The 14,216-nt window shown below is 70.1% G+C and carries 13 protein-coding genes; 4 read left to right on the top strand and 9 right to left on the bottom strand.

What is annotated here, in order from left to right:
* Positions 1–293: 293 nt before the first annotated feature.
* Positions 294–1,520 (bottom strand): cytochrome P450, encoded by a 1,227-nt coding sequence (locus tag ABTZ89_RS23780; protein ID WP_351048363.1) that lies wholly within the window; start codon positions 1,518–1,520, stop codon positions 294–296.
* A gap of 205 nt (positions 1,521–1,725) precedes the next feature.
* Between ABTZ89_RS23780 and ABTZ89_RS23775 the strand changes: the two genes are divergently transcribed.
* Complete coding sequence (locus ABTZ89_RS23775; RefSeq protein ID WP_351048359.1) at positions 1,726–2,862, top strand: steroid 3-ketoacyl-CoA thiolase; 1,137 nt, start codon at positions 1,726–1,728, stop codon at positions 2,860–2,862.
* A 127-nt stretch (positions 2,863–2,989) separates the two neighbouring features.
* Here ABTZ89_RS23775 and hsaB read toward each other — a convergent pair whose 3' ends face one another.
* From hsaB to ABTZ89_RS23735, 8 genes are all read right to left on the bottom strand, one after another.
* Positions 2,990–3,532: a 3-hydroxy-9,10-secoandrosta-1,3,5(10)-triene-9,17-dione monooxygenase reductase subunit gene (gene hsaB, locus ABTZ89_RS23770; protein ID WP_270951254.1), complete on the bottom strand. Its 543-nt coding sequence runs from the start codon at positions 3,530–3,532 to the stop codon at positions 2,990–2,992.
* Complete coding sequence (gene hsaC, locus ABTZ89_RS23765) at positions 3,529–4,428, bottom strand: iron-dependent extradiol dioxygenase HsaC (protein ID WP_270951255.1); 900 nt, start codon at positions 4,426–4,428, stop codon at positions 3,529–3,531. The genes hsaB and hsaC overlap by 4 nt, the downstream gene beginning before the upstream one ends.
* A gap of 28 nt (positions 4,429–4,456) precedes the next feature.
* Entirely contained in the window at positions 4,457–5,314 is an 858-nt protein-coding gene (gene hsaD / locus ABTZ89_RS23760) for a 4,5:9,10-diseco-3-hydroxy-5,9,17-trioxoandrosta-1(10),2-diene-4-oate hydrolase (RefSeq protein ID WP_351048355.1), read from the bottom strand.
* Positions 5,314–6,486 carry a 3-hydroxy-9,10-secoandrosta-1,3,5(10)-triene-9,17-dione monooxygenase oxygenase subunit gene (gene hsaA, locus ABTZ89_RS23755; RefSeq protein ID WP_270951257.1) on the bottom strand — a complete coding sequence of 391 codons (1,173 nt, stop codon included), beginning with the start codon at positions 6,484–6,486 and terminating at the stop codon, positions 5,314–5,316. Before hsaA ends, hsaD begins: the two co-directional genes overlap by 1 nt.
* A gap of 68 nt (positions 6,487–6,554) precedes the next feature.
* Entirely contained in the window at positions 6,555–7,589 is a 1,035-nt protein-coding gene (gene dmpG / locus ABTZ89_RS23750; RefSeq protein ID WP_351048351.1) for a 4-hydroxy-2-oxovalerate aldolase, read from the bottom strand.
* Positions 7,586–8,479, bottom strand: coding sequence for an acetaldehyde dehydrogenase (acetylating) (locus tag ABTZ89_RS23745; RefSeq protein WP_351048348.1), 894 nt, complete (start codon positions 8,477–8,479; stop codon positions 7,586–7,588). The genes dmpG and ABTZ89_RS23745 overlap by 4 nt, the downstream gene beginning before the upstream one ends.
* A gap of 64 nt (positions 8,480–8,543) precedes the next feature.
* A complete protein-coding gene (locus ABTZ89_RS23740; protein WP_351048345.1) occupies positions 8,544–9,332 on the bottom strand; it encodes a 2-keto-4-pentenoate hydratase in 789 nt (262 codons plus the stop codon).
* Positions 9,319–10,914, bottom strand: coding sequence for an FAD-binding protein (locus tag ABTZ89_RS23735; protein WP_351048342.1), 1,596 nt, complete (start codon positions 10,912–10,914; stop codon positions 9,319–9,321). The genes ABTZ89_RS23740 and ABTZ89_RS23735 overlap by 14 nt, the downstream gene beginning before the upstream one ends.
* A 144-nt stretch (positions 10,915–11,058) precedes the next feature.
* Here ABTZ89_RS23735 and kstD point away from each other — a divergent pair, with 144 nt between their 5' ends.
* From kstD to ABTZ89_RS23720, 3 genes are read left to right on the top strand one after another with little or no spacing between them, the layout of a single operon-like run.
* On the top strand, positions 11,059–12,735 hold the full coding sequence (kstD, locus tag ABTZ89_RS23730; RefSeq protein ID WP_270951261.1) for a 3-oxosteroid 1-dehydrogenase: 1,677 nt from the start codon (positions 11,059–11,061) through the stop codon (positions 12,733–12,735).
* Positions 12,732–13,868, top strand: a complete 1,137-nt coding sequence (locus tag ABTZ89_RS23725) for a 3-ketosteroid-9-alpha-monooxygenase, oxygenase component (RefSeq protein WP_351048338.1) — start codon at positions 12,732–12,734, stop codon at positions 13,866–13,868. The genes kstD and ABTZ89_RS23725 overlap by 4 nt, the downstream gene beginning before the upstream one ends.
* Positions 13,868–14,191, top strand: coding sequence for a hypothetical protein (locus tag ABTZ89_RS23720; protein ID WP_351048335.1), 324 nt, complete (start codon positions 13,868–13,870; stop codon positions 14,189–14,191). Before ABTZ89_RS23725 ends, ABTZ89_RS23720 begins: the two co-directional genes overlap by 1 nt.
* The last annotated feature ends 25 nt before the right edge of the window (positions 14,192–14,216 follow it).

Here is a 14,216-nt window from a genome sequence, read left to right as displayed (position 1 = left end):
CGAAATGCGCCGCACCATCCAGAACGTCTTCGACGCCGCCGAGGAAGTGCCCGACCACCACATCGACAAGACCGGTGAAATGCTCGGCGCGGCGTCCGATTTCCATTGAATTTCGATCAGACGACCGCAGCGGCGAAGCACGACCGGCACCGCCGCGGGTTCTCAGACGTCGCCTGGCGAGGACAGCCCGTTCGCCGTGCATTGGACAACGGGATCCCGCAGCCAAGCGGCGTCTGAGGTTCCGCCACCCGCACCGCCGCGCGAGACGAGGATGGAAACCGCCGCCGGTCGGGTCAGGAGTACTGGACCTGGACTTCCTTGATGCCGTTGAGCCAGCCTGAGCGGAGGCGGCGGGGTTCGCCGACGCGCTGGATGTTCGGCATGTGGTCGGCGATCGCGTTGAAGATCAGGTCGATCTCCAGGCGGGCCAGGTTCGCGCCGAGGCAGAAGTGGGCGCCGGTACCGCCGAAGCCGACGTGCGGGTTCGGGTCGCGGGTGATGTCGAAGCGCTCCGGCTCGTCGAAGACATCCGGGTCGAAGTTCGCCGAGCTGTAGAACAGCCCCACCCGCTGGCCCTCCTTGACCCGCACCCCGCCGAGCTCGGTGTCGGTCAGCGCGGTGCGCTGGAACGACACCACCGGGGTCGCCCAGCGGACGATCTCGTCGGCGGTGGTCTTCGGCCGCTGCTCCTTGTACAGCTCCCACTGGTCCGGGTTGTCCATGAAGGCGAGCATCCCGTGGGTGATCGCGTTGCGGGTGGTCTCGTTTCCGGCCACCGCCAGCAGGATCGCGAAGAAGCCGAACTCGTCGGAGGTCAGCGCGCTGCCGTCGACGTCGGCGTGCACGAGCTTGGTCACGATGTCGTCCATCGGGCAGCCGCGCCGCTCCTCGGCCATGCCGCTGAAGTAGCCGAGGATCTCGGCCGCCGCGACCTCGGGGTCGACGCCGTACTCCGGGTCGTCGTAGCCGATCATCTGGTTGGACCAGTCGAAGATCTCCTTGCGGTGGTCCTGCGGCACGCCGAGCAGTTCGGCGATCGCCTGCAGCGGCAGCTCGCAGGCCACGTCGGTGACGAAGTCGCCGCTGCCGTTCGCGCGGGCCTCGGTGACGATGCGCTGCGCGCGGTCCTTCAGCGCCGCTTCCAGGGTCTTGATCGCGCGTGGTGTGAAGCCGCGCTGGACGATCTGGCGCACCTTGGTGTGCTGCGGCGGGTCCATGTTGAGCATGATGAACCGCTGCAGCTCGATCTGCTCGCGGGTCATGCTGTCGTTGAACCGGATGATCGCGGTGTTCTCCCGGGTCGAGAAGACGTCGGAGCGCCGGGAGACCTCCTTGACGTCGGCGTGCTTGCTGACCACCCAGAAGCCGCCGTCGTCGAAGCCACCGCACCTGTTGGGCTGGTCGTTCCACCACACCGGCGCGGTGTTGCGGAGCTCGGCGAACTCGGCCAGCGGTAGCCGTTCGGCGAGCAGATCGGGATCGGTGAAGTCGAAGCCCTCCGGAATGCGCGGTGCGACCACGGCTACCTCCTACGCGGGGAATCCGATCAAGAAATGAAACGAGTTCTACGCCAGAAAAGCACATCGTCAGCGCTCAGTAAACCCCTGTAACTCACCCCGGATCGAGCAAGATTCCGAAACTTCGCGCAATCTTCCCGGAGAGCTTGTCGAACAATAGGAACATGTTCTAATTTTGATCGACAATGCTGTTCGAAGGGAGGACCAGGTGGGCAACCCGGTGATCGTGGACGCCGTCCGCACCCCGATCGGCAAGCGCCGAGGCGCGCTCTCCGGACTGCACGCGGCCGAGATCCTCGGCGCGGCACAACGCGGCCTGCTCGAACGCTCCGGTGTCGACGGCGCCGACGTGGACCAGGCGATCGGCGGCTGCGTGACCCAGGCCGGCGAGCAGTCGAACAACATCACCCGCACCGCGTGGCTGCACTCCGGCCTGCCGCACCACGTCGGCTGCACCACGGTCGACGCCCAGTGCGGTTCGGCGCAGCAGGCCACCCACCTGATCGCCGGGCTGATCGCGGCGGACGCGGTGCGCGTCGGGATCTCGTGCGGTGTCGAGGCGATGAGCCGGGTCCCACTGCGCAGCAACCTCGGCGTGGACGTCGGGATGCCGCGGCCGGACTCGTGGGACATCGACCTGCCGAACCAGTACGAGGCCGCCGACCGGATCGCGGCCCGCCGCGGCCTGACCCGCGAGGACATCGACGCCTTCGGCCTGCGCTCCCAGGACCGCGCCGCCGCGGCCTGGCGCGAAGGGCGGTTCGACCGCGAGATCGTGCCGGTGCAGGTCCCCGGCGGTGATCCGGTCACCCGCGACGGAGGTCTGCGCGACACCAGCATGGAGGCCCTCGGCGGGCTGAAACCCGTTCTCGCGGACGGGATGCACACGGCGGGCACGTCCTCGCAGATCTCCGACGGCGCTGCCGCGGTGCTGCTGGCCGACGCCGACCGCGCGGCCGAGCTCGGGCTCCGACCCCGCGCCCGCATCGTCGCGCAGTGCCTGGTGGGCGGCGAACCGTACTACCACCTGGACGGCCCGGTGCAGGCCACGCAGCGGGTGCTGGAACTCAGCGGCATGAAGATCGGCGACATCGACCTGTTCGAGGTGAACGAGGCGTTCGCCTCGGTGGTGCTGTCGTGGGCCGCGGTGCACGAACCGGACATGGACCGGGTCAACGTCAACGGCGGAGCCATCGCCCTAGGCCACCCCGTCGGCAGTACCGGCGCCCGGCTGATCACCACGGCCCTGCACGAACTCGAGCGCCGCGACGCCACCACGGCCCTGATCACCATGTGCGCGGGCGGCGCACTGGCCACCGCCACCATCATCGAGCGCCTGCGCTGAGTCACCGTGAGCACTTTGGGCTGCTCCAGCGACCCAAAGTGCTCACGGGACCCGGCGAGCCAGGCGGACCCGTGAGCACTTTGTGGTGCCATAGCCCCAGAAAGTGCTCACGAGCCCGGTGGCGCCGTCACATCCAGTCGTCGGGGTGGAGACCGGTCAGGAAGGCTTCGAGGTCCGGCGGCGGTGGCTGCGATGTCGGGCCGAGGCCTGCGTAGGCGCCTCGGTAGAACAGCAGCGGGCGTTCCGGCGTCGTTTCGCCGAGGGTTTCGACCCGGCCGACGACGATGTAGTGGTCGCCCGCTTCGTGCACCGCTTCGATGCTGCAGTCGATCCAGGTCAGCGCACCCGTCAGCACCGGCGCGCCGGACGGGGCCGGGCTCCAGGACACCTCGGCGAACTTGTCGTCGCCGCTGCGGCCGAACACCGTGCTCACCGGCTGCTGCGACTCCGACAGCACGTTCGCGCAGAAGTGCCCCGCGCGCTCCAGCGCCGGCCAGGCGCGGGACTTGCGCGCGGGGCAGAACAGCACCAGCGGCGGGTCGAGGGACAGCGCGGCGAACGACTGGCAGGCGAAGCCGACCGGTCCCGCCCCGGTGATCACCACGACCCCGGTGCCGAAGTGCCCCAGCACCCGCCGGAACGCCGCCTGGTCCACCGCGACCACGCTCATCGAGCACCGACGCTGAAGTCGTGGCCCCACAAGCTGACCGCGGTGCTCTCGCGCGCGATCCAGTCCTCGTCGTCGACCTGGCGGCCTTCGCAGCCGAACTCGACGTCGAAGCCGCCGGGGGTCTTCATGTAGAACGACAGCATCAGGTCGTTGACGTGCCGTCCCAGCGTCGCCGACAGCGGCACCTTCCGCCGCTGCGCCCGGTCCAGCGTCAGGCCCACGTCGTCGACGTCGGCGACCTCGACCATCAGGTGCACGATGCCGCTGGGCGTGGGCATCGGCAGGAACGCCAGGCTGTGGTGCCGCGGGTTGCAGCCGAAGAACCGCAGCCACGCCGGGTCGCCGTCGGACGGGCGGCCGACCAGCTCCGGCGCCAGCCGCATCGAATCGCGCAGCCGGAATCCCAGCACGTCCCGGTAGAAGCGCAGCGCCGCCTCGTCGTCGTGGGTGGACAGCACCACGTGCCCGAGCCCCTGCTCCTCGGTGACGAACCGGTGCCCGTACGGGCTGACCACGCGGCGGTGCTGCAGCGCCACCCCGTGGAAGACCTCCAGCCCGTTGCCGGACGGGTCGGCGAACTTGATCAGGCCGTTGACCCGCCGGTCCGCCAGTTCTCCAGCGGTGCCCTCCTTGTACGGGACGCCGGCCGCGTCCAGCCGTTCCCTGACCTCGTCGAGCTCCTCCTCGGTGGCGACCTCCCACCCGGCCGACTCCAGCCGGTCCTGCTCGCCCGGCAGGATCACCAGCCGGGCCGGGAAGTCGTCCATCCGCAGGTAGAGCGCGTCCGGGTCGGGTCCGCTGCCTTCGACCATGCCGAGCACTTTCAACCCGTACACGCGCCACGCTTCGACGTCGGTGGCTTCGATGCGCAGGTAGCCGAGCGAACGAATGCCCACGGCGGGCCTCCTCCCACGTGCCAGGACCTCAGTCGAGCAGGAAGTCCTGGGCGATCCGGTTGAATTCGGCGAACTTCTCCAGCTGCGCCCAGTGCCCGCAGCGGCCGAACACGTGCAGCTGCGCGCGCGGGATCAGCTTCAGCGCGAGCAACGCGCCGTCCAGCGGGTTGACCCGGTCCTCGCGGCCCCAGACCAGCAGCACCCGCTGCCGCAGCCGGTGCACCTCCCGCCACAGCAGTCCTTCTTCGTAGGTGTCGGGCTGCATGAACGACGCGCCCATGGCGCGCATCGCGGCCAGCGACTCCGGCGTGGACGCCGCGGCGAAGCGCTCCTCGACGAGCTCGTCGGTGATCAGCGACTGGTCGTGGACCATCGTCCGCAGGAAGTCCGCGAGCTTCTCCTTGCTCGGGCCCGGTGGTGCGCCGAACGCGCTGAGCTTGCGCACACCTTCGGTGGGATCGGGCGCGAACACGTTCAGGCTCAACCCGCCCGGCCCCATCAGGACCAGTCGTCCGGCGCGGTCCGGGTGGTTGAGCGCGAAGCGGACCGCGGTGCCGCCGCCGAGCGAGTTCCCGAGCAAGTGCGCGCGTTCGACGCCGAGCTCGTCGAGCAGTTCGAGCAGCGCCGAGGCGCTGTGCGTGAAGTACTGGCCGTGCTCGGTGGGCTTGTCCGAGCGCCCGAAGCCGGGCTGGTCCACCGCGATGACGTGGAAGCGCTCGGCGAAAACGGGGATGTTGCGGGAGAAGTTGCTCCACGACGAGGCGCCGGGACCACCTCCGTGCAACATGACCACAGTGGACTGGGCCGGGTCGCCGGCCTCGTGGTGGTGCAAGGTCAGCCCGGACGGCAGCTTCGTCGTCCGGCTCGTGCTGTCGAAAGTGACCATCAGACCATCGTGTCCTTCACTGGCTGGCCGAATTCTCCGGTGCCGAACATCAGGTAGGCGCGTTCCAGGTCGTTGGCGGCGTGCACGCGGCCGGCGTGGGCGTCGCGCCAGAAGCGCTGGATCGGGGTTCCCGACCACAGCGCGCGACCGCCGGAGTTCTCGAAGAGCCGGTCCACCGCCGAGATCGCCCGCGCGGTACCCCGCACCTGGTCGCGACGTGCGCGCAGCCGCAGCGAGAACGGAATCTCCTCACCGGCCTTGGCCAGCTCGTACTCCTCGGACAGGTTGTGGGTCAGCTGCAGCCAGGCCGCGTCGATCTCGCTGGCTGCTTCGGCGATCCGCACCTTGGCGAACGGGTCCTCCTTGACCTTCTCCCCCGCGAACGCCGCCCGCACGCGCTTGACCTGGTGGTCGACGTGCGCGTCGTAAGCGCCCTGGGCCATGCCGATGATCGGCGCGGTGATGGTCGAGGGGTGCACCGTGCCCCACGGCATCCGGTACAGCGCCGAGGTGTTGACCTCGTGACCGGGGCACTTGTTCTGCGACATCGCGATGAAGCTCAGCGCCCGGTGCTGCGGGATGAACGCGTTCTCCACCACGACGTCGTTGCTGCCGGTGCCGCGCAGTCCGACGGTGTCCCAGACGTCCTCGATCCGGTAGTCGCCGCGCGGCAGCAGGTAGGTGCAGAAGTCCACCGGCTTGCCGTCGCCGTCCTCGACCGGGCCGCCGACGAACACCCACGAGGCGTGGTCGCAGCCGGAGGAGAAGCTCCAGCGCCCGTTCAGCAAGTAGCCGCCATCAACGACCTTCGCCTTGCCCATCGGCGCGTAGGACGAGGAGATGCGGGTGTTCGGGTCCGCGCCCCAGACGTCGTCCTGCGCCTCCTGCGGGAACAGGGCCAGGTGCCACGGGTGCACCCCGAGGATCGAGGCGACCCACCCGGTGGATCCGCAGGCGCTGCCGAGGAGTTTGACCGCGGTGTAGAACTCCAGCGGGTCGGCCTCGCAGCCGCCGTAGCGCTCCGGCTGCAGCAGCGAGAAGAACCCGATCTCCTGCAGGTCCGCGATGGTCTCGTCCGGGATCCTGCGCAGCTCCTCGGCTCGCTGCGCCCGTTCCCGCAGGTCGGGCAGCAGTCCCCGGACCCGTTCCACGACTGCTCGACTGTCCTTCATCGGCGCTCCCGTTTCCGCATCTCGTTACCTTCGTGAGCACTTCGGGGTGCTGTGGCGCCCCAAAGCGCTCACGAGCGCTTGAGCTCCAGCGCGATGTCGATGAGCTGGTCTTCCTGGCCACCGACGAGCTTGCGCTCGCCCGCCTTCACCAGCAGTTCCGCCTCGCTGACGCCGTAGCGCTCGGCTTGGCGGGCGGCGTGCTTGAGGAAGCTGGAGTACACCCCGGCGTAGCCCATCATCAGCGCCGAGCGGTCCAGCAGGCATTCCTCCGGCATGGCGGGGCGCACCACGTCCTCGGCGGCGTCGGCGACGGCGAAGAAGTCGACGCCCGTGCGGATGCCGAGCTTGTCGCACACCCCGACGAACGCCTCGACCGGCGTGTTGCCCGCCCCGGCGCCGAAACGCCTTGCGCTGCCGTCGATCTGAACCGCGCCGGCACGGGCCGCGGCCACCGAGTTGGCCACCGCGACACCGAGGTTCTCGTGCCCGTGGAACCCGACCTGCGCCTGGTCGCCCACCTCCGCGACCAGCGCGGAGACCCGCTCGGCGACCTGCTCCAGCACCAGGGCGCCAGCCGAGTCCACGACGTAGACGCACTGGCAGCCGGCGTCGACCATGATCCGCGCCTGCTCCGCCAGCACCTCCGGTGGCTGCGAGTGGGCCATCATCAGGAATCCGACGGTTTCCAGGCCGAGCTCGCGGGCCAGGCCGAAGTGCTGCTCCGACACGTCGGCTTCGGTGCAGTGGGTGGCGATCCGGCACACCGACGCGCCGTTGTCGCGGGCGACCACGATGTCGTCCTTGACCCCGACGCCGGGCAGCATCAGCACCGCGATCTTGGCCCGCTGCGCGGTTTCCGCGGCGATGGTGATGAGTTCCTGCTCCGGCGTGCGGGAGAAGCCGTAGTTGAACGAGGAGCCGCCGAGACCGTCGCCGTGGGTCACCTCGATCACCGGGACGCCCGCGCCGTCCAGCGCCGCGACGATGTCGCGCACCTCGGTCGCGGTGAACTGGTGGCGCTTGTGGTGCGAGCCGTCGCGCAACGAGGTGTCGGTGATGCGCAGGTCCAGCGCATCGGAGTAGGTGCTGGGCAGACCGGTCATCGCACTGCCTCCTTCCGCACGAGCTGCTCGCCCACCCGCACCGCGGCGGCGGTCATGATGTCGAGATTCCCCGAGTACGGCGGCAAGAAGTCGCCCGCGCCCTCGACCTCCACGAAGATCGCCACCCGCGCCTTGCCGCCGGTGGCCGCGGACGGCGGGTCGAACTGCGGCTCCACCAGCAGCCGGTAGCCGGGCACGTATTCGGCGATCTCGGCGGCCATCTTCTCGATGGAGGCGGCGATCGCGTCGGTGTCGGCGTCGGCGGGGATCGCGCAGAAGATGGTGTCGCGCATGATCACCGGCGGGTCGGCCGGGTTGAGCACGATGATCGCCTTGCCGCGCTGCGCCCCGCCCAGCACCTCGATCCCGGTGCTGGTGGTGCGGGTGAACTCGTCGATGTTGGCGCGGGTTCCGGGTCCGGCCGACACCGACGCCACCGAGGCGACGATCTCGGCGTACTCCACGGGCACCACCCGCGAGACCGCATGCACCATCGGAATGGTGGCCTGGCCGCCGCAGGTGATCAGGTTGACGTTCAGCGCGTCGAGGTGCTGGTCGAGATTCACCGGCGGCACCACGTACGGCCCGATCGCGGCCGGGGTGAGGTCGACGGCGCGGATGCCGGCTTCGGCGTAGCGAGGCGCGTTGGCCCGGTGCACGCCCGCTGAGGTGGCTTCGAAGACGACGTCGGGCCGGTGGTTGTCCAGCAGCCAGTCCACGCCCTCCGCGCTGGCTTCCACGCCCAGGTCCGCGGCCCGGCGCAGCCCGGCGCTGGACGGATCGATGCCGATCATCCACCTCGGCTCGATGTGCGCGGACCGGCTCAACTTGTACAGCAGGTCGGTACCGATGTTCCCCGACCCGACAATCGCAGCAGTCCTCTTGCTCATCTCGCCTCCTTTCCACAGGTCATGGGTCGTGAGTGCGAAAACCGGCTGGGACCGGCTTTCGCGCTCACGAGCGGAACTCCAGGGACACGGAGCCGAGGTCGGCTCCTGCGGACCGGAAGTCGGCTCGGAAGGTGTCGCCCGGGGTCACGTCGATGGCTCTGGTGCAGGAGCCGGGGAGGACGACGTTCCCCGCTCGCAGCCGGACGCCGTAGGCGGACACCTTGCGGGCCAGCCAGGCCACCGCTGTCGCCGGATTGCCCAGCACCGCGTCGGACCGGCCGCGCTCGATCGGTTCGCCGTTGCACAGCAGCGTCGCGTCGATCGCCCGGAGGTCGACGTCGCCAGGCGCGATCCGGGCCTCGCCGAGCACGAAGCCGGCCGACGAGGCGTTGTCCGCGATGGTGTCCACCAGGCTGATCCGCCAGTCCGCGATCCGGCTGTCGATCAGCTCGATCGCCGGGACCAGCGCCTCGGTGCCCGCCAGCACGTCGGCCTCGGTGCACTCGGCGGGCAGGTCCTCGCCGAGCAGGAAGCCGACCTCGACCTCCACCCGGGGCACGCAGTAGCGGCTGATCTGAACGGGCTCGTCCTCGGCCAGCCGCATGCTCGCCAGCAGGTGCCCGTAGTCCGGTTCGGAAACGCCCATCATCTGCTGCATGACCGGCGAGGTCAGGCCGACCTTGTGCCCCAGCACCGGTTCGTCGCGGCGCTGCACGTTGAGCAGCTGGACCTGGTAGGCGTCCACCGCGTCGAGCTCCGGGTGCGTCTCCACCAGCGGCGGAATCGGCTCGCGGTGGACCTCGGCGTCCCACAAGCGCTGCGCGATCTCGGTGCGCGCCTCAACTGTCAGCATCGCTCAGCTCCTTCACCGAGTGGACTCCGGCGCGGCGGCCGGAGAAGACGCAGTCGGCCAGGGACAGCCCGCTGATGTAGGAGTTCGAGCAGATCCCGACCGCCGACCGCCCGGCCGCGTACAGCCCCGCGACCGGATCGCCGCGTTCGTCGAGCACCTGCCCGGTGTCCTCGTCGACGCGCAGGCCGCCGAGGGTCAGCACCGGGCACGGGTAGGCCGTGCTGGGTCGCACCGACACGTCCAGCAGCGAGTACGGCGGCTGGTCCACCGGCCGCACGAAGTCCGCCGGTTTCCCTGCGGGGTCCGGCTTCCCGGCCCGCGCCGCGTCGTTGTGGGCGTCCACAGTGGCCTGGAGGTGTCCCGGGTCCACGCCTGCTCGGCGCGCCACCGCCTCGACCGTGTCGCCGGTCGCCGCGGTGGCCAGCAGGTATTCCGCCTGCATCCGCTGGAACCACACCGTCTGGCTGCGCAGCTGGTGCTTGGCCCGGCGGCGCAGGTCCCGGTCGACGAGCAGCCAGGCGCGTCCGCCGTGCTCCTCCACGATCGCCTGGCCGTGCGCCGCGCCGTAGCGGGATTCGTCGCCGATGCGCGATCCGCGCTGGTCGACCAGCAGCCCGGACAGCAGCGCGCTCGGCGGTGTGATGAACCGCCATGCGGACACCCGGTCGAGCTTGTCCGGTACCCCGCCGACGCTCTGCCCCAGCCGGATTCCGCTGCCGTCGTCGCCTTGGGTGCCCAGCGGCAGCCCGGCGCGGTAGGCCGGTGCGTGGCGGCGCATCATCTCCCGGTTCGACACGAAACCACCGGCCGCGATGATCACCGCGCGGTCGGCGTGGATCCGCAGCGGTTCCGCGCGGCGCTCCAAGCGCTCGGCGCGCCGGTGCAGCTTCCGGGCCAGTTTCGGCACGTAGAGACCGGGTTTCGCGGCCACCCGGCTCACCACCCGGTGCTCGCGTGCCGCCGTTCCGCGCAGCTGCTCGCACTCCACCGCGCAGACCCGCCCGTCGGCGTCGACGACGAGCTCGGTCGCCCTCGTCTGGGTCAGCACCTGCACACCGGCTCGCCGCACGGCCGCCGCCAATGCGTTGAAGAGCACCTTCCCCGAAGTCCCCCGGCCCTTGGTTCGGTGGCCTCGCGGGGCCGGAGGGGCGACGTCGCGGAAGCCGCCGGCGGCTTCGCTGCCCGAGTAGTAGAGGTAGTGCCGGTTGCTCGGGTACGAGGTCTTGTACGGGCACAAGCTGCCTTCGAACGGCACGCCGTGCTGCGCCAACCAGGTGATCATCTCGGTGCTGCCCTCGCAGAACCGCCGCAGGGTGCGCTCCGAGACCGCGTCGCCGACCTCCTGCCGCAGGTAGGCGAACATCGCCTCGGGCGAATCGGACACCCCGGCCGCGCGCTGCTCCCGCGTGCCGCCGCCGGCGTAGACCACACCGCCGGACAGCGCACTGGCGCCGCCACCGCCGAACCGGTCGAGCACCACCACCCGGGCCCCGGCGTGCGCCGCTTCCAGCGCGGCGCAAGCCCCGGCCGCGCCGAAGCCGATGATCACCACATCGGCGTGCAACGTGCTGCGCTGGGCCATCGCATCCTCACCAGTTTGAAACAGGTTCTCTTCACGGCTTCGAGCGAACAACTGCCTGATTTCTGGCTACACCATAGCGCCACTGGCGCAGAAATCTATAACATGTTTCAGTATTGATCGCGAGGCTGATCGCGAGGAGGTGCGATGACCGCAGACAGGTTCGACGTCGTGGTGGTCGGCAGCGGAGCCGCGGGGATGGCGGCGGCGCTGACCGCCGCGCTGCACGGGCTCGACGCGGTGGTCGTGGAGAAGGCCGCCAAGTTCGGCGGATCCACGGCCCGGTCCGGCGGCGGCGTGTGGATACCCAACAACCACGTGCTGGCCGACGCGGGCATCACCGACACACCCGAGGCAGCGCGCAGCTACCTCGCCCACATCGTCGGCGACGCGGTCAGCGCCGAGCGGCAGGAGGCGTTCCTGGACGCCGGGCCGCGGATGCTCGCCGAGCTGCTGCCGCGCACGCCGCTGCGCATGCACTGGGTGACCGACTACGCCGACTACTACCCGGAAGCCCCCGGCGGCCGGGTCGGCGGGCGGTCGATCGAACCGGCGCCGCTGGACGGCCGGCTCCTCGGCGACCTGCTCCCCGACCTCGAACGCGGCTACCGCAAGGCGCCGGCGAACCTGGTCATCACGCAGGCCGACTTCCGCTGGCTCAACCTGCTCGCCCGCCACCCGCGCGGTCCCCTCCGCGCCGTGCGCGTCGGGCTGCGCTGGCTGTTCGCCCGAGCCCGCCGCAAGCACCTGCTCGGCCTGGGCCAGGCGCTGACCGCCGGGCTGCGGGTCGGACTGCGCGACGCGGGTGTGCCGGTGCTGCTGAACACGCCGCTGGTCGAGCTGGAGCAGGACGGCGACCGGGTCACCGGTGTCGTCGTGGAACGCGACGGCGAACGCCGGACGTTGCACGCGCGACGCGGAATCGTGCTGGCTGCAGGCGGTTTCGAGCACAACGAGGTGATGCGCAAGCAGCACCAGCGCGATCCGATCGGGACGCAGTGGACCGTCGGCGCCAAGGCCAACACCGGCGACGCCATCCTCGCCGCGCAACGGCTCGGCGCGGACGTGGAGCTGATGGACGACGCCTGGTGGGGCCCGTCGGTGCCGCTGCCCGGCGGCCCGTGGTTCTGCCTCGCCGAGCGCACCCTGCCGGGCTGCATCCTGGTCAACGGCGCAGGTGAGCGCTTCGTCAACGAGGCGGCGCCCTACGTCGACGCGGTGCACGCGATGTACGGCTCCGGCGACGGGCCCGCGCAGAACATGCCGACCTGGCTGATCGCCGACCAGCGCTACCGCAACCGGTACATGTTCGCCGGGCTCGGCCCGCGGCAACCGTTCCCCGGACGCTGGTACAAGCACGGCGCCGTCCACCGCGCCCCCACCATCGACGAGCTGGCCTCACGCATCGACGTCCCGGCCGACGCGTTGCGCAGCACCGTCGAGCGGTTCAACGGGTTCGCGCGCAGTGGTGTCGACGCCGACTTCCAACGGGGCGCGAGCGGGTACGACCGCTACTACGGCGATCCGACCAACAAACCCAACCCCAGCCTGGCCGCCCTGGAGGTCGCACCGTTCTACGCGGTGAAGATCGTGCCGGGCGACCTCGGGACCAAGGGCGGACTGCGCACCGACGTGCACGCGCGCGTGCTGCGCGAGGACGGCACGCCCATCGACGGGCTCTACGCGGCGGGCAACACCAGCTCCGCCGTGATGGGCCACACCTATGCGGGCCCGGGCGCAACGCTCGGACCTGCGATGACGTTCGGATACCTCGCCGCCCGGCACCTGGCATCCGGCGCGGAACGAGCGGGAGGGACGAGATGACCGCGGCAAGCAACGACGAGGTGCGCACCATCGACGTCGGCACGCCACCCACCAGGTTCGCGCGCGGCTGGCACTGCTTCGGCCTGGCCGAGCAGTACAAGGACGGCCAGCCGCACGCGGTGGAGGCGTTCGGCACGAAACTCGTGGTCTTCCAAGGCGAAGACGGCGAGCTCAACGTGCTCGACGCGTACTGCCGGCACATGGGCGGCGACCTCAGCCAAGGCACCGTGAAGGGCAACGCGATCGCCTGCCCGTTCCACGACTGGCGCTGGTCCGGCAACGGGCGCTGCGCCGGAATCCCCTACGCCAAGCGGGTTCCGCTGCGGGCGCGCACCCGCGCGTGGCTGGCGATGGAGCGCAACAAGCAGCTGTTCGTGTGGAACGACCCGCAGGGCAACCCGCCACCGGAGCACGTGACGATCCCGGAGCTGCCGGAGGTCGACTCCGACGAGTGGAGCAACTGGACCTGGGACTCGGTGCGCATCGAGGGCTCCAACTGCCGCGAGATCGTGGACAACGTGGTGGACATGGCGCACTTCTTCTACATCCACTTCGCGTTCCCGACCTACTTCAAGAACGTCTTCGAAGGCCACGTCGCCAGCCAGTACCTGACCACCAAGGGCCGGCCCGACATCGGCGCGGGCAGCTACTCCGGCAGCGACAACGTGGCCCGCTCGGAGGCCTCGTACTACGGTCCGTCGTACATGATCGACCGGCTGTGGAACGAGTACAAGGGCTTCACCATCGAGACGATCCTGATCAACTGCCACTACCCGATCACCGCGGACTCGTTCGTGCTGCAGTGGGGTGTGCTGGTCAAGAAGCTGCCCGGGCTCTCCGACTCCGACGCCGACAAGCTGGCCGCCAAGATCGCCAAGAACACCGGCGTCGGATTCCTGCAGGACGTGGAGATCTGGCGGAACAAGACCCGCATCGACAACCCGCTGCTGTGCGAGGAGGACGGCCCGGTGTACCAGCTGCGCCGCTGGTACGACCAGTTCTACGTGGACGTCGAGGAGGTCACCGAGGACATGGTGGCGCGCTTCGAGTTCGAAGTGGACACCACCCGGGCCAACGAGGCGTGGGAGCGCGAGGTCGCGGAGAACCTGGCGCGCAAGGAGGCGCAGAGCTGATGTCCACCTGGGCCAAGGCACCGGACCTCGCCGACCGCCCGCACCAGCGCGACGCGGTCCGCGAGGGCACGGTCGCCGACCGGGACGCCTACCTGCGCGACGGCCTGCGCCCGGTCCAGTGCGAGCAGTGCGCGACGACGGTGCTGGCGAAGAAGAACAGCCCGCAGCACACCAGCGTCCAGTGGAGCGCCGAGAGCACCCAGCAGTGCGCGGTGTTCGCGTCCCGCGCCCCCGGCGAACCCGCGGAGTCCTGCCCCGACCTGCGGCGCAGCATCGCCGCAGCCGCCGACGAAGGCCGGCTGGACACCTCCGACCGGTCGTGAGTGCGTAACAGTGTTCGAACACTGT

Origin of the sequence: Saccharopolyspora sp. NPDC002686 (genome assembly GCF_040295745.1) — a bacterium.
GTDB classification, from domain to species: domain Bacteria; phylum Actinomycetota; class Actinomycetes; order Mycobacteriales; family Pseudonocardiaceae; genus Saccharopolyspora; species Saccharopolyspora oryzae.
Note: the sequence above shows the minus strand (reverse complement) of the source record. Positions and strands in the feature narration are given on the sequence as shown.